We start from the raw sequence: 18,764 nt of genomic DNA, 5'->3' as shown, positions 1-18,764 counted from the left end.
GGCCGCGCATCGTTAAATGGGCGGATTTCCTTCCGGATAAGCACCATGTCCGCTCAGTATCAGGTCTTCAAGCAGGGCGTGCGCGGCGGCCTGCAAGCGTCCCGTCCCAGTGGCAGTCCGGCCTTCAGACGCAGGTCTTGAAACGGCGTAGCCGCGAAGAGCTGAAGGTACGCCGCACGATGGCGGTGTCCACGGCGGCCTGTGTCGAGTCTCGTCACGGAAGCACGGACACAGCGGCGCCGCATCGCCCGGCGCCGCTGACCGCATCGCGCCGGGCCGTTCAGCCGGCCTTCGCCACCGCCCGCCGGGCCACGACGTTGACCAGGTGCGCCCGGTATTCCGCGCTGGCATGGATGTCGCTGTTCAGCCCATCCGCCGGCGTCTTGATCCCGGCGATCGCATCGGGCGAGAAATTCGCCGACAGCGCCTTCTCGAACTCGGTATGGCGGAACACGCCGCCCTGGCCCGCGCCGGTGATCGCCAGCCGCACGCCCGAGGGGAACTTCGCCACGAACACACCCACGATTGCATAGCGCGACGCCGGGTTGCGGAACTTCTCGTAGGCCGACTTCTCCGGGATTGGAAGTTCAATTGACGTAATTATTTCGCCTTGTTCCAGCGCCGTGGTGAACATCCCCTGGAAGAACTCATCCGCCGGGATCGACCGCCGATCGGTCTTGATCGTCCCACCCAGGGCCAGCACGGCCGAGGGATAGCACGCGGCCGGATCGTTGTTCGCCAGCGACCCGCCCATGGTGCCGCGATGCCGCACCGCCTCGTCGCCAATCAGCGAGGCCTGGTGCTGCAGGCCGGGGATCTTCGCCTTGATCTCCGCGCTGCTGGCGATCGTCGCATGCGTGGTCATCGCGCCGATGGTCACCTTGTCGCCCGAGACGGTGATGCCGGACAGGCCGAGCTTCGCCAGGTCCACGACGCGCGAGGGCCGGTTCAGCCGCTGCTTCAGCACCGGAATGAACGTCTGCCCGCCGGCCAGCGCCTTGGCATCCATGTCGTCCGACAGCAGCTTCACCGCATCGGCCAGGCTGCCGGGTTTGTCGTATGTGAAATCATACATTGGAAGGTTCCCTCTGCCTCGTTACTCGGCCGCCAGGCGCGGCTGCGCGGCCTGGATGATCGACCACAGTTTGGGCGCCGTCGCCGGCATGTCCAGGTGCCGCACGCCGTGGTCCTTCAGCGCATCCACCACCGCGTTGATCACCGCCGGCGGCGAGCCGATGGCGCCGACCTCGCCGCAGCCTTTCGAGCCGAGCGGGTTGTGGGTGCACATGGTGTTTTCCGTCGCCACCGACATGGCCGGGATGTCGTTGGCCCGCGGCATCGTGTAGTCCATGTAGGAGCCGGACAGCAGCTGCCCGTGCGGGTCGTACAGCGCCGACTCCAGCAGCGCCTGGCCAATGCCCTGGGCGACGCCGCCCTGCACCTGGCCCTCGACGATCATCGGGTTGACCACCCGCCCGACGTCGTCCACCGCGGTGAAGTTGACCATCTCCACCACGCCGGTTTCCGGATCGATCTCCACCTCGGCGATGTGGCAGCCGCCGGGGAAGGTGAAGTTCTTCGGGTCATAGAACGCGGTCTCGTCCAGGCCGGGTTCCAGTTCCTCGATCGGGTAGTTGTGCGGCACGTAGGCGGCCAGCGAGATCTCGTGCAGCGCCTTCGCCTTGTCGGTGCCGGCGACGCGGAAGCTGCCGTCCTTGAACTCGATGTCCTGCACCGAGGCTTCCATCAGGTGCGCGGCGATCTTCTTGCCCTTGGCGATGATCTTGTCCATCGCCTTGACCATCGCGGAGCCGCCGACGGCCAGCGAGCGGCTGCCGTAGGTGCCCATGCCGAACGGGATCTTCGCCGTGTCGCCGTGCACCACCTCCACCTGGCTCAGCGGCACGCCGAGCTGATCGACCACAAGCTGCGCCAGCGTCGTCTCGTGCCCCTGGCCGTGGCTGTGCGTGCCGGTGAACACGGTGACGCTGCCGGTGGGGTGGACGCGGATGTTCGCCACCTCGTATAGCCCTGCGCGGGCGCCGAGCGAGCCCACCACCGCCGACGGCGCGATGCCGCAGGCTTCCAGGTAGGTGGAGATGCCGATGCCGCGCAGCTTGCCACGCGCCTTCGCCTCGGCGCGGCGGGCCTCGAAGCCGTTCCAGTCGGCATTGGCCAGCGCGACCTTCAGCGTGGTCTGGTAGTCGCCGCTGTCGTATTGCAGCGCCACCGGGGTCTGGTACGGGAAGGCGTCGGCCGGGATGAAGTTCTTCCGCCGCAGTTCGACCTTGTCGATCCCCGTGTCATGCGCGATGACATCGACCAGGCGTTCGAGCAGATAGGTCGCCTCCGGCCGTCCGGCGCCGCGATAGGCATCGACCGGCACGGTGTTGGTGAACACCGCCTTGACGTTGCAGTAGATCACCGGCGTCTTGTACACGCCCGCCAGCAGCGTTGCGTACAGGTATGTCGGCACGCAGGGCGCGAAGGTGGACAGGTAGGCGCCCATGTTCGCCAGCGTGGTGATCCTCAGGCCGAGGAAATGCCCTTCCTTGTCGAGCGCCATCTCGGCGGTGCTGACATGGTCGCGGCCATGCGCGTCCGACATGAAGCTTTCGCTGCGCTCGGCGGTCCACTTCACCGGGCGCCGGACCTTGCCGGCGGCCCAGGTGACGATGGCTTCCTCGGCGTAGTGATAGATCTTCGAGCCGAAGCCGCCGCCGACGTCGGGGGCGACGACGCGCAGCTTGTTCTCCGGGATGTGCAGCACGAAGGCGCCCATCAGCAGCCGGATCACGTGCGGGTTCTGGCTGGTGGTGTACAGCGTGAAGTCGCCGGAGGACGTATCGAAGTCACCGATGGCGGCGCGTGGCTCCATGGCGTTCGGGATCAGCCGGTTGTTGGTCAGTTCCAGCTTCACCACGCGATCGGCCTTGGCGAACACCGCATCGACCGTCGCCTTGTCGCCAATGACCCAGTCGTAGCAGATGTTGCCGGCGACGCCGTCATGTACCTCGGGCGCGCCCGCGGCGACGGCGTCGGTCAGGCTGGCCACCGCCGGCAGGTCGGTGTAGCGGATTTCGATCAGTTCCGCCGCGTTCTTGGCCTCCTGCCTGGTCTCGGCGATCACCACCGCGACCGGGTCGCCGACATGGCGCACCTTGCCGACGGCGAGCACCGGATGCGGCGGCTCGGCCATCGGCGAGCCGTCCTGGTTGTGGATCTGCCAGCCGCACGGCAGGCCGCCGAGGTTCTCCGCCGCCATGTCGGCGCCGGTGAACACCCGCACCACGCCCGGTGCCTTCTCCGCCTCCGCTGTATCGATCCCATCGATCCTGGCGTGCGGCCGATCGGCGCGGACGATGAAGGCGTAAAGCTGGCCGGGACGGTTGATGTCGTCGGTGTAGTTGCCCTTGCCGCTGAGGAAGCGGACATCCTCCCGCCGGCGGACGGAAGCGCCAATGCCCTCGAAGCCCATGATTTTGTCCCCCCTTGCCTGGCGGCGCTACTCAGCCGCCTTGGCGTGCATCAGCGGATGCGCCGCGGCGATGGCCTTGACGATGTTGTGGTAGCCGGTGCAGCGGCAGAGATTGCCTTCCAGCCCTTCGCGGATTTCCTTCTCGGTCAGGCCGGAGGGATGCGCGTTCACCAGGTCGATGGCGGTCATCACCATCCCGGGGGTACAGAACCCGCACTGCAGCGCGTGGTGCTCGCGGAACATCTCCTGCATCGGATGCAGCGTGCCGTCCGCCGCGGCAAGGCCCTCGATGGTGGTGACGCTGTCGCCGTCGGCCTGCAGGGCGAGCATGGTGCAGGATTTGACGGACTCGCCGTTGACATGCACCACGCAGGCGCCGCACTGGCTGGTGTCGCAGCCGACATGCGTGCCGGTCAGGCCGAGTTTCTCGCGTAGCAGTTCCACAAGCAGGGTACGGCCCTCCACGTCGACCGTATGCTGCCTGCCGTTGACCGTCAGGGTGACCTGAGGCATCGCACTCCCTTTCGTGCTATTGCTGTTTTCGAACGTTCGGGACGCCAAAGGCGGATGGCCGGCATGGGCGGCGTTTGCCTTGGACGTTCCCGTTGCGGCGAGTTTGGCCAGACCGGCCTGTGTCGGTCAAGCGGGGGACAGAGCGGCGGATGGTATTGATCGCGGATCGGCGGACGCGGCATCGTGCCCGCCGCCGGTGGCCTCTGCGCCGCAACCGGTGCGCCTCTGACACAATCCGGGTCACATCCAGTACTGCCAGATGCGGGCCTCCAGCTCCCGGACGCGTTCGGTGATCGACCGCCGCCGCCAGCGGTCCAGCGTCACCGGCCGGGCCATGGTCATGTACTGCCGCAACAGCGCCTCCACCTGCGCCGCGGTGTCGTGGCCCAGGATCACGGCGTCGACCTCCTGGTTGAAAATGACGCTGCGGCGGTCGAGGTTGGAGGACCCGACGACGGTCCAGGTATCGTCGACGACCGCCAGCTTGGCATGCACCACCGCGTCGTGCACCTCATAGATACGGGCGCCTGACTCCAGCAGGTCGCCGTAGGCGGCGCGGGCGGCATAAACGGCGGCCTCCACGTCGCTGAACGCCGGGACGACGATGCGGACGTCGATGCCGGCGCGGGCGGTCTGGTACAGGTCCTCCCGCTCCTGGTGCGGCGGCACGAAGTAGCCGCTGCACAGCCAGACCCGGCGGCGGGCGTTCTTGATCGCGGTCAGCAGGGAGGCGTAGTACAGCGGCTCCTTGTCGCCCGGGGAACTGCCGATGATGCGGATGGTCTGCACGCCCATGCGCGGCAGAGACGGGAAATAATCGGCCGGATCCGGGGCAGGGGCCTTCTGCTCCTGCCATGTGCCGAAGAACAGCTTCTGCAGCTCGGCCACCGCCGGGCCTTCGATGCGCACCGCGGTGTCCAGCCAGTAGGCGTGCGCGGTGTTGCCGTCGGGCGGGATGCCGGCGCTGGGCGGGTTCTCATACGCCTTGTCCAGGTTGATGCCGCCGGTGAAGCCGACGCGGCCGTCGACCACCATGATCTTGCGGTGATCGCGGTCGTTCGGTGCCCACTTCAGGCCGGCCTTGAGCGGGTCGATCGGGTGGAAGTCCAGCATTTTGGCGCCCGCGCGCTTCAGGCTGTCGAAGAAGGCAGCGGGTGTGTTGCGCGAGCCGTAGCTGTCGTAGATGATGTTCATCCTGACGCCGGCGTTCAGCCGATCGAGCAGGATCTCCGACAGATGGACGCCGCCGGACTCGATGTCGGCCAGGATGAAATACTCCAGGTTGATGCTGTCCTTGGCCGCGCCCAGGGCCTGGAACATGGCCGCGAATGCCTGCGCCCCGCCGGGCAGCAGCGTGACCTTGTTGCCGATGACGATCGGCGCCGCGGACAGGGCGCGCTGCAGGTTGAATTCCTCCAGCAAGGCGGCGCTCTCGTCCAGCGGACCTGGATCGCGTGGTTGCCGATGGCCGGGCAGGGCGACATCGTGACCGGTCAGCCCGGTGATATGCGGCACGGCGGTACAGCGGCTGAGGACGGTTGCGGCAGCGAGGGTCGCGGCCTGCCTGCGGCGCAATGTCCGCGGTGGAAGCGTAGGCAACAGCACATCCGATCAATCTGGCTGCGGACGATATGCGCACCCGCCCGGCGGTTTCACCGCGGAGGCAAGCCGATTTGATATCCATGGCGGTTAAGCCTGCGCAGCGGACAAGCCTTTTCCCGGTGGTATGATGGTCCTCGTGCCAACCCGGGCGGAAGCGCGCTTTATACAATATCGCAACAAAAAGCGACGGAGGCGACAACCGTGTTACAGCAGACCGCACGTCGGTTGGGACAGGACGACGGCGTTCCTTCATCGTCATGGCGGGCGCAGGCTCGCCATCCACGCCTGGCGGTGTCGCGGCCGTGCAAAGGCGTGGATGGCGGCCCGGAGCCTGTGCCCGGGCTCTTGTCCCGGGTAGCCGCCATGACGATGGGGGCAGATCGCCCCACCCGAGGTCTTGTCCCGACCGACCTGCGGTCTGCTGTAGCCGGCCTGTCATTGAATACAACCTGGCCGGGAAGCGTTGTGTATCAGTATAACGCCCCTGCCTCGGCATCGGCGTTGCAATATTATGCCACGGCCAACCTTGTACAGGACAATAATGCCCGGCGACCAGCGGCACGGCCCGTCTGTTGCGAGGGCGAGGCGGGATGGCTCCCGGCAATTATGGTTTGGCTTCAGAACGACATGCCGGAGGCTGACGATCACTCCCTGTTCCAGAATTGTGCGGTGCACGATGCGACATAGGCAGTTGCATCACAAAGCGTTGAGTTCTCACGATTAGCCGCGCACTGACAATAAATTTAATTTATATTGTTTCATTATGAAACATGTTTCATACAACGAAGTTTCTCCTTGTGGCGTGCCAATTTCGCGATACCGTGAGGACTTGCATTATTATTGGTCTAGACTGGCATATCCTGTTCAACCATCACGTGTGTGGGCCGCCATGCTACAAGTTTCTGTAACGATATGCTTTCCGGACGGCGCTTCTATCACGGCCACACGCGGAAACGGAGATCCGCATGAATGACCTGTGCATCAGCCAGCATCTTGCTGTCCAGGCGGCTGAGCCGCCGGCCACGTCGCCGAACCCGGATGCATGTTGTGGATCCATACCCGGCCCGTCCTGTCGCGACGACGGCCTTCGCCAAGCCGCCATCCCGGCAGAGGACGTCGTGACCGGACCCAGGCGCATCCTGCTGGTCGATGACAGCGATCCGGTGCGGGAGACGCTGGCCGATCTGCTGGAGGTGGAGGGGTTCGAGACCGCCCAGGCTCCGAGTGCCGCGGAGGCTATGACATTGCTGCGCCATGGCCCGGGATTCGATGTCCTGGTGACCGACCTGGCCATGCCGGGCGAGGACGGCATCAGCCTCATCCACCAGGCCCGGCAGGTCCAGCCGAACCTGCCGGCGATCCTGCTGACCGGCTACGCGGATGAGACGACATCGGTCGCCGCGATCCCGGGCGGGAATTGCCACGTCCTGCGCAAGCCGGTCGAGGGCGACCGCCTGATCGAGCAGATCACCGCCCTGATCCAACGGCCCCCGCCAGCCTGACCGCCGTCCGTTCTTGCCTCCCGCCCATCGGCTGCTAGATTCGCAGGCCGGGTCGAAAGACACGACCGCAACGGGAGGAACAAGCCATGGAAATCCGTGGTCTGGGCTATGTCGGCGTTGGCGGGTCCAACCTGTCCGACTGGACGAGTTTCGCCTCCGGCTGGCTGGGCATGCAGATGATCGAGCGCGGCAACACAATCCGCGCCTTCCGCATGGACGACCGCCAGCAGCGCCTGGTGATCGATCGCTCCCTGGCCGAGGGAGAGCGCTATTTCGGCTTCGAGGTCGCTGACGCAACCGCGCTGGATACGCTCGCCGCCCGGCTCGACGCCGCCGGCGTGAAGGTCCGCCGCGAACCTGCCCATCTTGCTGACCAGCGCTGCGTCAGGGATCTGATCAGCTTCGACGACCCGGGCGGCAATCACCTGGAAGCCTTCCACGGCCCCGCCATCGCCGACACGCCGTTCCAGCCCGGCCGCGCGATCTCGGGCTTCCGCACCGGTCCGCTCGGCATGGGCCACGTCGTGTTCCACGTCAGGAATATCGACGACCTGCTGGGCTTCTACTGCGACCTGCTCGGCTTCGCGGTCAGCGACTACATCACCACGCCGTTCCGCGCCTATTTCCTGCACGTCAACCCGCGCCACCACTCGGTCGCGCTGATCGAGACCGGCCGGCAGGATCTGCACCACCTGATGGTCGAGCTGTTCTCGCTGGACGACGTCGGGCAGGGCTACGACATCGCCCTGGGCGAGCCGGAGAAGATCGCCACCACCCTCGGCCGCCACCCGAACGACGCGGTGACGTCCTACTACCTGCGTTCGCCGTCCGGCTTCATGCTGGAATACGGCTGGGGCGGCCGCGACGTCACCCCCGGCAACTGGACGCCCACGGAAGTCACCGTCGGCCCCAGCCTGTGGGGCCACGACCGCACTTGGCTGCCCGACGACCAGCGCGCGCACGCCCGCGCCCTGCGGCTCAAGGCCGCCGCCGCAGGCGAACGCCGCCCCCTGCACGTCCTGCAGAACACCTACGTCCAGCAACCGGGCGCCTGCCCCTGGTGGGACGCGATCACCGGCCGGGGGTAGGGAAGGCGGGGGCTCCGCCCCTCGACCCCGCAAAGGGGCGACGCCCCTTTGATCCCATGACGGCGGATGAACAGGAGGGGGGCAACACAGCCGTTGCAACGGCACGGTCGCCCCCCTCCTGTTCATCCGTCATTACCGGGTTCCAAGGGCCGTCGGCCCTTGGCGGGTCCAGGGCGGAGCCCTGGCCTTTCCTTACCGCGGCAGGGTGCTCACGCCCATCAGGTGCAGGTCCACGGCGCGGGCGCATTGGCGGCCTTCTCGGATGGCCCAGACAATCAGGGACTGGCCGCGGCGCATGTCGCCGGCGGTGAACAGCTTGTCGCGGGACGTCTGGTACTGGACGGTGTCGGCCTTGACGTTGCCGCGGGGGTCCAGCGTGACGTTGGCCTGGTCGAGCAGGGCGCCGCGCCGCGGGCCCAGGAAGCCCATCGCCAGCAGCACCAGATCGGCCTTGAGCTGGAAGTCGCTGCCGGGGACTTCCTTCATCGTCATGCGACCGTCGGGGGTCTTCTCCCACTCGACGCGGACGCAGTTCAGGGCGGTGACGTGGCCGTTCTTGCCGGTGGCGCTCTTGGTCAGCACCGCCCAGTCGCGGTCGCAGCCTTCCTCGTGCGCGTGCGAGGAGCGCAGCCTGGTCGGCCAGTCGGGCCACACCAGGGCCTTGTCTTCCTTCACCGGCGGCTTGGGCAGGATCTCGATCTGCATGATCGAGGCGGCGCCCTGGCGGGCCGAGGTGCCGATGCAGTCGGAGCCGGTGTCGCCGCCGCCGATGACCACGACGTGCTTGCCCCTGGCGCTGATCGTGCCGCCCGGGGCGGCGACGTGCTCGGCGTCGCCGGCGTCGCGCCTGTTCTGCTGCGTCAGGAAGTCCATGGCGAAGTGGATGCCGTCCAGGTCGCGGCCTTCGACGTCCAGGTTGCGCGGCCACTCGGCGCCGCCGGCCAGGACGACGGCGTCGAACTGCGCCAGCAGGTCATCGACCGTGATGTCCTTGCCGACTTCGGTGCCGGTCTGGAACTTCACGCCTTCGCCCTTCATCTGCTCGACGCGGCGGTCGATCAGGTGCTTTTCCATCTTGAAGTCGGGGATGCCGTAGCGCAGCAGCCCGCCGATACGGTCCTGCTTCTCGATCACCGTCACGGCGTGGCCGACGCGGGCAAGCTGCTGCGCGCAGGCCAGGCCGGCGGGGCCGGAGCCGACGATGGCCACCGTCTTGCCGGTCCTGTGCGCCGGGACGACCGGCTTGATCCAGCCTTCCTCCCAGCCGCGATCGACGATGGCGCACTCGATCGTCTTGATGGTAACGGGGTTGTCGTCGATGTTCAGCGTGCAGGCGGCCTCGCAAGGGGCGGGGCAGACGCGGCCGGTGAACTCGGGGAAATTGTTGGTGGAGTGCAGGTTCACCACCGCCTGCTGCCACTGCTCCCGGTACACCAGGTTGTTCCAGTCGGGGATCTGGTTGTTGACCGGGCAGCCGTTGTGACAGAACGGGATGCCGCAATCCATGCAGCGTGCCGCCTGGCCGTTCAGTTCCTCCGCCGTCAGCGGCTTGATGAATTCCTTATAGGTCTTCAGCCGGGCTTCGGGCTTTTCGTAGCCGCGGTCGTGGCGCTCGATTTCGAGGAAGCCGGTAACCTTACCCATACTCGTCTCCAGATGGCAGCCGGACCGGTCCCTTCCCGGGACCGGTGGCCTTGCCCTTTCAAATGCAGGTCTTAGGACTCGAGGCGAAATAACCGATCTGCCGGAACCGGCGCAAAGGCCGCTCCACGTCATGATGGGCGCAGGCCCACCATCCACGCCCTTTGCTGATACCAGCACCGTAAGGCGTGGATGGCGGCCCTGCGGCCGCCATGACGGGTGGACCGTCCGTGCGACGGTGGAAGCGGTTATTCTGCATCAGGCCCTTATTCAGCGGCGGCGGTGGCGGCGATCTTCTCTTCCGTCCGCAGTTCCAGCAGCGCGCGCTTGTAGTCGCGCGGCAGGACCTTGACGAAGCGGGACAGCGCCGCGTCCCAGTCGTCCAGCAGGGCGCGGGCGCGCTGGCTGCCGGTGAACAGCAGGTGCTTCTCTACCAGGATGCGCAGACGCTCGGCGTCGAACTTCAGCGGATCGCCCATGCCGTTGTCGTCGACGCTGGTGCCGCGCTGCCGCGGGCGGCCGGGCTCGTCGGCCAGGCCAAGCTCGGCCACGCCCACCTGCTCCAGGTCCACGGCGGCGGTGTTGCACAGCTTCCGGAACATGCCATGCTCATCGTACACATACGCGATGCCGCCCGACATGCCAGCGGCGAAGTTGCGGCCGGTCTCACCCAGCACGACGACCACGCCGCCGGTCATGTATTCGCAGCCGTGGTCGCCGCAGCCTTCCACCACCGCGACGGCGCCGGAGTTGCGCACGGCAAAGCGTTCACCGGCAACGCCGTGGAAGTAAGCCTCGCCCGCGATCGCGCCATACAGCACCGTGTTGCCGACGATGATGTTCTCGGACGGATTGCGCGGGGCAACCGCCGGCTGCCGCACCACCACGCGCCCGCCGGACAGGCCCTTGCCGACATAGTCGTTGGCATCGCCGTTGAGGTACAGCGACACGCCGCGCGACAGGAACGCCCCGAAGCTCTGCCCGGCATTGCCGGACAGCGAGATCGAGATCGTGTCGTCCGGCAGGCCGGCATGGCCGTAGCGGCGCGCCACCTCGCCCGACAGCATGGCGCCGACGGTGCGGTGGACATTGCGGATCTGCGTCTCGATCCGCACCGGAGTCTGGGACTCCAGGGCCGGCTTGGCTTCCTTGATCAGCTCCTGGTCCAGCGCCTTGTCGAGGTGATGGTTCTGGAACTCGTACTGGTAGATGCCGACGCCGGGCTTGATTTCCGGCTGGTACAGGATGCGCGTCAGGTCCACCCCATGCGCCTTCCAGTGCGCGATCGCCTTGCGGGTGTCGAGCTTGTGGACCTGGCCGACCATCTCGTTGACCGTGCGGAAGCCGAGCTGGGACATCAACTGCCGGACTTCCTCGGCGACGAAGAAGAAGTAGTTGATGACGTGCTCCGGCGTGCCGGTGAAGCGCTTGCGCAGCACCGGGTCCTGAGTCGCCACACCGACGGGGCAGGTGTTCAGGTGGCACTTGCGCATCATGATGCAGCCGGCGGCGATCAGCGGCGCGGTGGCGAAGCCGAACTCCTCGGCGCCGAGCAGGGCGGCGACCACCACGTCACGGCCGGTGCGCAGGCCGCCATCGACCTGGACCGCGATGCGGCTGCGCAGTGCGTTCAGCACCAGGGTCTGCTGGGTCTCGGCCAGGCCGATTTCCCACGGCGAGCCGGCGTGCGTCAGCGACGTCAGCGGGCTGGCGCCGGTGCCGCCGTCGAAGCCGGCGATCGTCACATGGTCCGCCCGCGCCTTCGACACGCCCGCCGCGACCGTGCCGACGCCGACCTCGGAGACCAGCTTCACCGAGATGCGGGCCTGCGGGTTGACATTCTTGAGGTCGTGGATGAGCTGCGCCAGGTCCTCGATCGAGTAGATGTCGTGGTGCGGCGGCGGCGAGATCAGGCCGACGCCCGGGGTGGAGTAGCGCACCTTGGCGATGTGCTTGTCCACCTTGTGCCCGGGCAGCTGTCCGCCTTCACCCGGCTTCGCGCCCTGCGCCATCTTGATCTGGATGTCGTCGGCGTTGACCAGGTACTCGGTGGTGACGCCGAACCGGCCGGACGCCACCTGCTTGATGGCGGACCGCTGCGAGTCGCCGTTCGGCAGGGGCTTGAAGCGCTGCGATTCCTCGCCGCCCTCGCCGGTGTTCGACTTGCCGCCGATGCGGTTCATCGCCACCGCCAGGGTGGTGTGCGCCTCGCGGGAGATCGAGCCGAAGCTCATCGCGCCGGTGGCGAAGCGCTTGACGATGGCCGAGGCGGGCTCGACCTCCTCCAGCGGCACCGGGGTCGGGGCGAGCTTGAACTCCATCAGGCCGCGGATGGTCAGCAGCCGCTCGCTCTGGTCGTTGATCAGCTTGCTGAAGGCGTGGAACTCGGCCGGCAGGTTGCCGCGGACGGCGTGCTGCAGCTTCGCGACTGATTCCGGCGTCCAGGCATGCGCCTCGCCGCGCAGGCGGAAGGCGTAGTCGCCGCCGACGTCCAGCATGCCGGCATAGATCGGGTTGTCGCCATACGCCGCCTGGTGCCGGGCGACCGCTTCCTTGGCGATCTCCAGGTAGCCGACGCCCTCGATCGTGCTCGCGGTGCCGGTGAAGCACCTGTCCACGAACGCCGAGGACAGGCCGACCGCGTCGAAGATCTGCGCGCCGCAGTACGATTGGTAGGTCGAGATGCCCATCTTGGACATCACCTTCATGATGCCCTTGCCGACGGCCTTGAGGTAGTTCTTCTTTACCTCATACGCGGTCTTGGTGAGCTTCGACTGGACGCGGATCTGCTCCAGCGTCTCGAACGCCAGGTACGGGTTGATCGCCTCGGCGCCGTAGCCGGCCAGGACGCAGAAGTGGTGCACCTCGCGCGCTTCGCCGGTCTCCACCACGATGCCGGTGCTCATGCGCAGGCCCTGGCGGATCAGGTGGTTATGCACCGCGGCGGTGGCGAGCAGCGACGGCACCGGAATCCGGTCCGGGCCGGCCGCGCGGTCGGACAGGATCAGGATGGTGAAATCGGCGAGCGTCGCCTCGGTCGCTTCCTGGCAGATGCGCGCGACCGCCTTTTCCATCCCTTCCGCGCCTTCCTCGGCGGGCCAGGTGGTGTCGATCGTCTGGGTGCGGAACGCGCCGCCGGCCAGGTTGTCGATGTCGCGGATCTTCTCCAGGTCCGTATTCGTCAGGATCGGCTGCGATACTTCCAGCCGGTAGTGGTTGCCGGCGTGGTGGCCGAGCAGGTTCGGCCGCGGCCCGATGATCGAGACCAGCGACATCACCAGTTCCTCGCGGATCGGGTCGATCGGCGGGTTGGTGACCTGGGCGAAGTTCTGCTTGAAGTAGTTGAACAGCAGCTTCGGCTTGTCGGACAGCACCGCCAGCGGCGTGTCGGTGCCCATCGAGCCGACGGGGTCGTCGCCCTGCACCGCCATCGGCTCCAGGAAGAACTGGATGTCCTCCTGCGTGTAGCCGAAGCACTGCTGCAGGCGCAGGAAGGCCTCGGGGTCGTTCGGCCGCGTGACCGGGCGATGCTCCTCGCTCTCCGGCAGTTCCTCCAGCTTGAACTGGCTCTGCTTCAGCCATTCCGCGTAGGGATGCTTGTGGGCGAGCTTCCGCTTGATCTCCTCGTCGTCGATGATGCGGCCTTCCTCGAGGTCGATCAGCAGCATCTTGCCGGGCTGCAGGCGCCACTTCTTGACGATCTTCTCCTCCGGCACCGGCAGCACGCCGGCTTCCGAGGCCATGATCACATAGTCATCGTCGGTGACGCAGTAGCGTGCCGGGCGCAGGCCGTTGCGGTCGAGCGTGGCGCCGATCTGGCGGCCGTCGGTGAAGGCGATGGCAGCCGGGCCGTCCCAGGGTTCCATCAGCGCGGCGTAGTACTCGTAGAACGCCTTGCGCTCGGGATCCATCAGCGGGTCGCCCCAGGCTTCCGGGATCAGCATCATCATGCCGTGCGCCAGCGAGTAGCCGCCGGCGACCAGCAGTTCCAGCGCGTTGTCGATGCACGCGGTGTCCGACTGCCCGTGCGGGATCAGCGGCCACATCTTGTTCAGGTCCGGCCCGAGCAGGTCGGATTCCATCGACCGCCGCCGCGAGTACATCCAGTTGACGTTGCCGCGGACGGTGTTGATCTCACCGTTGTGGGCGAGGAACCGGTACGGGTGCGCCAGCTTCCAGGACGGGAAGGTGTTGGTCGAGAACCGCTGGTGCACCAGCGCCAGCGCCGACACCGTCAGGTTGTTGCGCAGGTCGTGGTAGAACGAGCCGACCTGGTTGGCCAGCAGCAGGCCCTTGTAGACGATGGTCCGGGTGGAGAAGGAGGGCATGTACAGCTCCCTCAGCCCCGGCAGGTCCTTCTTGTCGGCCATCTTCTTCAGATTGTTCAGGATCTGCTTGCGGATGGCGAGGATCTTGCGCTCGAACGCGTTCTGGTCGCGGATCGACAGGCTGGAGGCGACGATCGCCTGGCGGATCACCGGCATCGTGTCGATGACGGTCTGGCCCAGACCGGTCAGGTCGGTCGGCACGTCGCGCCAGCCGACCATGGACTGGCCTTCCTTGTGGACGACCTGCTCGAAGAACTGGATGGCGAAGTCACGCGCCTCGGGGTCGCGCGGCAGGAAGCACATAGCGACGGCGTAGCGGCCGACGGCTGGCAGCGACTTGCCCTTGGCGCGGGCCCAGTCGTTCAGCAGCGCGTCGGGCATCTGGATCAGGATGCCGGCGCCGTCGCCCATCAGCGGATCCGCGCCGACGGCGCCGCGGTGATCCAGGTTCTCCAGGATTTTCAGGCCCTGGGCGATAATATCATGAGACTTTCGGCCCTTGATGTTCACCACGAAGCCCACGCCGCACGAATCGTGCTCGTTCCGGGGATCGTACAGGCCCTGTCTCATAACCTCATGCATTGCAACAAACTTCCTTGGCGAAACACTTTGCCGGCTGGGCGCGCACGGCGCACGAGTGGCCCTTTTGCCCTGTGGGCCGAAAAATGGCAATGATCCTGCCGCAACGCAGCGTATCTATCTGCGTTTTCCCCTGCAAGGGCGCAAAACCGGGCGGAAGCACGGTGCGGCTTCCTGACGCGCTGGTATCATGCCAGACTGCCGGCGCCAATCCAGCGGGAGGAACAAACGATGATAACGCTCTATGGCATGGGCAGCCCCAACGTCGTCAAGGTGTTTGTCGCCCTGGAAGAACTGGCGCTTGCCTATACGGTGCAACCGGTGGACGTGTTCGCCGGCAAGCAGTTCGACGCGGCGTTCCTGGCGCTGAACCCCAATGCCAAGGCGCCGGTCATCGTCGACTCCGATGGGCCGGGCGGCAAGCCGTACACGGTGTTCGAGTCGGGGGCGATCCTGCTCTACCTGGCCGAGAAGACCGGGAAGCTGCTGCCGGCGGACAGGGCGGCGCGGTTCGACGTGGTCCAGTGGCTGATGACGCAGATGTCCACGGTCGGGCCGATGTTCGGGCAGTACGTGCATTTCTTCCGCTTCGCGCCGCCGGGAAACGAGTATTCCCGCAGCCGCTATGCCACGCAGGTGCATCGGGTCTGCGAGGTGATCGACCGCCGGCTGGCGGCCGTGCCGTACCTGGGCGGCAGTGACTACTCGGTCGCGGATGTCGCGACGTATCCGTGGCTGCGCCTGTTGCCGACGCTGCCGGGGCAGGAGGCGGCGGCGAAGCTGCCCAACATCGCCCGCTGGGTGGCGGCGATCAACGACCGTCCCGCGGTGAAGAAGGCGCTGGCCGCGGTCGACGCGGTGCGGGCGCAAACCACGCCGTTCGACAAGGCGGCGCCGGTGGCGCTGGACCGGATGTTCGGGCGAGGGGAGTACGCAACCGCCTGAGAACTGCCAGGGAGCCGGGAGGCGGCACAGGCGGCTTGCCGCGGCGGCAATCGACGGGGTGCCTCGTCCAGTTTGCTGCCTCTTTATCCGAACTGTTCCGGAGGCGTGAGATAAGATGGCGGCAGTTCCTGTCCGAGCACGGAAAGCCGCATGGGCAACTTCTATGAAATTGTGGCCTTGCAGGCGCTGGTCGTCTCTCTATCGTCATGGCCGGGCGTGTCCCGGCTATCCGCGCTTCGACAAGGGTAGATAGCCGGGACACGTCCGGCCATGACGGAGAGGCTTCGGCCTCGCCCATTTTCATCCATCGTGGTGGCCGCGCGCGGCCAAGGGGACTGCTTCGAAAATCCGGTCTCGCAGGGTCATCGCCTCCCCGTCATGGCGGCCGCCATCCACGCCTTGCGCTGCTGGTATCGGCAGAAGGCGTGGATGGTGGGCCTGCGCCCACATGACGGGATGGCACCGATCTCGCGCATTTTCATCCATCGTGGTGCCCGCGGGCGGGCTGGACGGCTGTGTTAACGAGCGATAGCCAATCCAGGCTCCGCCGCCGCCTGGACCTACCTGCGATGACTGCGACGCCAATGCCGTACGCCGGGAGCGCCATCAAACTGTAGGTGGCGGAAGGCCCTTCGCCTTTCGGCCCACCACGGGCCACAAGAGCTGAAGCGACGGCCTCCGGATCTCCGGCGGCGGTACTACAGCAGGCCGCAGGGCGATTGAGACAGGGCGACGGCGCTCCCTCATCGTCATGGTTCGGACAAGCCCGGCCATGACGATGAGGACAGGGGGCCTCAGTGTCCCAACCGACCTGCGGTCTGCTGTAGCCATGATCCAAGCAGGGCACCGAGTGAGCGCATGCGGGCACCGAAGCGCATCCCGGACCTGCTGCGAATTTCCTATGGGCCGCCGGTGAGCGGGTTCAACCCAACCATTGCATCCAGGACCCACCCCAGTCATCGCGATCACAACTCATTCGCAGTTGGAGCTGCTGCTTCCCATGCCGTTACATATCAAATAAACTGCACGCCAAATAAGTTGCACGCAAAAAAACAAGCTGCACGCCAAGAACCTGGGAGAACGTTCAGATGAGCGGCATCGGCAAGCCGATGGATGCAGATTACGTGGGCGACCATGACCGGCAACTGCGGCGGGCAGCGCTCGCAAGCGTGGTGGGAACGACCATCGAGTGGTACGACTTCCTGCTGTACGGCCAGGTCGCCGCTCTCGTGTTCGCCAAGCTGTACTTCCCGAAAGAGGATCCGCTGGTTGGCACGCTGGCAGCGTTTGCCACCTTCGCCGTCGGCTTCATCGCGCGTCCGATCGGCGCGGCGATCTTCGGCCACTACGGCGACCGCATCGGCCGCAAGGCGACGCTCATCGCCACCTTGCTCATCAGCGGCATGGCCACCTTCGCCGTGGGCCTGGTGCCGACCTATGCGAGCATCGGCATCTGGGGCGGTGTGATCCTGACCGTCCTTCGCTTCATCCAGGGCGTCGGGGTAGGCGGTGAGTGGGGCGGCTCGGTGCTGCTGGCGATGGAATGGGCGAAGGGCAACCACAATCGCGGGCTGATCGCGTCGTTTCCGCAGCTGGGTGGGCCCGGCGGCCTGTTGCTGGCGAATGTCGCGGTGCTCGTATTCAGCGCGTCGATGTCAACCGAGGCGTTCCTCGCCTGGGGCTGGCGCGTGCCATTTTTCCTTAGCATCGTCATGGTGGGGATTGGGCTCTGGATCCGGCTCGGCATTCTCGAGACGCCTACCTTCCAGCGAATTGCTGCGGAGAACCGCATCGAGCGCGTGCCGGTGCTCGAAGTGGTGAAGCGCCAACCGAAGGAGATCGTGCTCACAGCGCTGGTCCGCATGGCCGAGCAGGCGCCAGCGTATATCTATTTTGCCTTCGTCTTTACCTACGGCCTGAACGTGCTCCACGCCTCGCGGAATTTCCTGCTGATCGCGGTGGTGGTGGCGGCGGCGGTGGACATGATGCTGATCTCGGTATTCGGATCCCTCTCGGACCGGATCGGGCGCCGGCGCATGTATTTCATCGGCGCGCTGGCCACGGCCGCGTATGCCGTGGTCTATTTCCCGCTGTTGAACACGGCTAATCCGACGATCATCTTCATCGCCATCGTGCTCTCGATGGTACCGCACTCGATGGTATATGGCCCGCAGGCGGCGCTGATCGCGGAATGCTTCACGCCGCGGCTGCGCTACAGCGGCGCCTCGCTCGGCTACCAGGCCGCCTCGATCGTTGCCGGCGGTCCTGCGCCGCTGATCGCCACTGCCCTGCTGGCGACGTTCGGGTCGGGCTATGCGGTCGGCGCCTATCTTGTCCTCTGCGGGCTGGTCAGCGCTGTCGTCGTGATGTTCCTGCCTGACTACACCAATCGCGATATTTCGGAGGAGCACGCAGCCACGCTCAGCCCGGCCACAGCGCGCACCACGATCGGCTAACGGCTTGAGCCAAAATACCGCTCCACCGCGGCGCACTGGCCCTTCCGCGTCATGGCGCCCGCAGGGCCGCCACACATGCCTTGCGCTGCTGATCGGGGCAAAAGGCGTGGATGGCCGGCCTGCGCCGGCCATGACGGTTGGAGCGTCCGTGCGACAAGCGGAGCATTTATTCTGCCTTAGGCCCTAAGCGGCCGTCCGCCGCCGTTATAAATTACAGCGGCGGCCAGCGCCGGTTGGCGTTCTTGGGTTGCGCTGGTCATGGGCGGCGTATCACCCCGATGGGCGGCAATAGCTCCGCCCTTCGGTTGACCGATGCCAGCATTTTTACTGATCATAATCGATGCCGGCCACAAAACTCTTGGCCATCACCATGTGATGCCTGATGCGAAACAGCCAGCGGTGCGTCGAGCCGGTATCAGAAGGCATCGATGACATCGGCAAGAGCCATTGGGCGCACGTATCGCTTGGCCCGTCGCGATTAATCTTACTGTGTCAATTTCTGTCTAACATATTGAAATTGCGCGGTTTTCTTACGCGGTGTGGTTTACCATAAGCCATTGATAATATTGACTTTCCTGCAACTTTTGACACAGTAAGATTAACAACACCGACCTATTCCTCGAACAAGCCTT

At 66.0% G+C, this 18,764-nt stretch carries 10 protein-coding genes; 4 read left to right on the top strand and 6 right to left on the bottom strand.

Annotated features, from left to right (window positions below; genetic code table 11):
• Positions 1-280 precede the first annotated feature (280 nt).
• The 4 genes from CCS01_RS31935 to CCS01_RS31920 all read right to left on the bottom strand — a co-directional run bounded on the left by CCS01_RS31935 (position 281) and on the right by CCS01_RS31920 (position 5,590).
• A complete protein-coding gene (locus CCS01_RS31935; RefSeq protein ID WP_104523271.1) occupies positions 281-1,075 on the bottom strand; it encodes an FAD binding domain-containing protein in 795 nt (264 codons plus the stop codon).
• A gap of 21 nt (positions 1,076-1,096) precedes the next feature.
• A complete protein-coding gene (locus CCS01_RS31930; protein ID WP_104523269.1) occupies positions 1,097-3,478 on the bottom strand; it encodes a xanthine dehydrogenase family protein molybdopterin-binding subunit in 2,382 nt (793 codons plus the stop codon).
• A gap of 27 nt (positions 3,479-3,505) precedes the next feature.
• Positions 3,506-3,991: a (2Fe-2S)-binding protein gene (locus CCS01_RS31925; RefSeq protein ID WP_104523267.1), complete on the bottom strand. Its 486-nt coding sequence runs from the start codon at positions 3,989-3,991 to the stop codon at positions 3,506-3,508.
• 240 nt (positions 3,992-4,231) lie between these two features.
• The gene (locus CCS01_RS31920; protein WP_146102064.1) at positions 4,232-5,590 is read right to left on the bottom strand and encodes a phospholipase D-like domain-containing protein; all 1,359 of its coding nucleotides are present in this window, start codon (positions 5,588-5,590) and stop codon (positions 4,232-4,234) included.
• Positions 5,591-6,711: 1,121 nt separating this feature from the next.
• Here CCS01_RS31920 and CCS01_RS31915 point away from each other — a divergent pair.
• Together CCS01_RS31915 and CCS01_RS31910 are read left to right on the top strand one after the other, a co-directional pair.
• Positions 6,712-7,095: a response regulator gene (locus tag CCS01_RS31915; protein WP_158258724.1), complete on the top strand. Its 384-nt coding sequence runs from the start codon at positions 6,712-6,714 to the stop codon at positions 7,093-7,095.
• 86 nt (positions 7,096-7,181) lie between these two features.
• Positions 7,182-8,183: a VOC family protein gene (locus CCS01_RS31910; RefSeq protein WP_104523261.1), complete on the top strand. Its 1,002-nt coding sequence runs from the start codon at positions 7,182-7,184 to the stop codon at positions 8,181-8,183.
• Between the two features lie 192 nt (positions 8,184-8,375).
• Here the strand turns inward: CCS01_RS31910 and CCS01_RS31905 are convergent, their stop codons facing one another.
• Positions 8,376-9,827, bottom strand: coding sequence for a glutamate synthase subunit beta (locus CCS01_RS31905; RefSeq protein ID WP_104523259.1), 1,452 nt, complete (start codon positions 9,825-9,827; stop codon positions 8,376-8,378).
• Positions 9,828-10,090: 263 nt separating this feature from the next.
• On the bottom strand, positions 10,091-14,734 hold the full coding sequence (gene gltB, locus CCS01_RS31900) for a glutamate synthase large subunit (protein WP_104523257.1): 4,644 nt from the start codon (positions 14,732-14,734) through the stop codon (positions 10,091-10,093).
• A gap of 228 nt (positions 14,735-14,962) precedes the next feature.
• Between gltB and CCS01_RS31895 the strand changes: the two genes are divergently transcribed.
• Both CCS01_RS31895 and CCS01_RS31890 read left to right on the top strand, forming a co-directional pair.
• Positions 14,963-15,676 (top strand): glutathione S-transferase family protein, encoded by a 714-nt coding sequence (locus CCS01_RS31895; RefSeq protein ID WP_104523255.1) that lies wholly within the window; start codon positions 14,963-14,965, stop codon positions 15,674-15,676.
• A gap of 1,088 nt (positions 15,677-16,764) precedes the next feature.
• On the top strand, positions 16,765-18,132 hold the full coding sequence (locus CCS01_RS31890; RefSeq protein ID WP_104523253.1) for an MFS transporter: 1,368 nt from the start codon (positions 16,765-16,767) through the stop codon (positions 18,130-18,132).
• The last annotated feature ends 632 nt before the right edge of the window (positions 18,133-18,764 follow it).

It is taken from the genome of Rhodopila globiformis, assembly GCF_002937115.1.
Taxonomy (GTDB): Bacteria; Pseudomonadota; Alphaproteobacteria; order Acetobacterales; family Acetobacteraceae; genus Rhodopila; species Rhodopila globiformis.
Note: the sequence above shows the minus strand (reverse complement) of the source record. Positions and strands in the feature narration are given on the sequence as shown.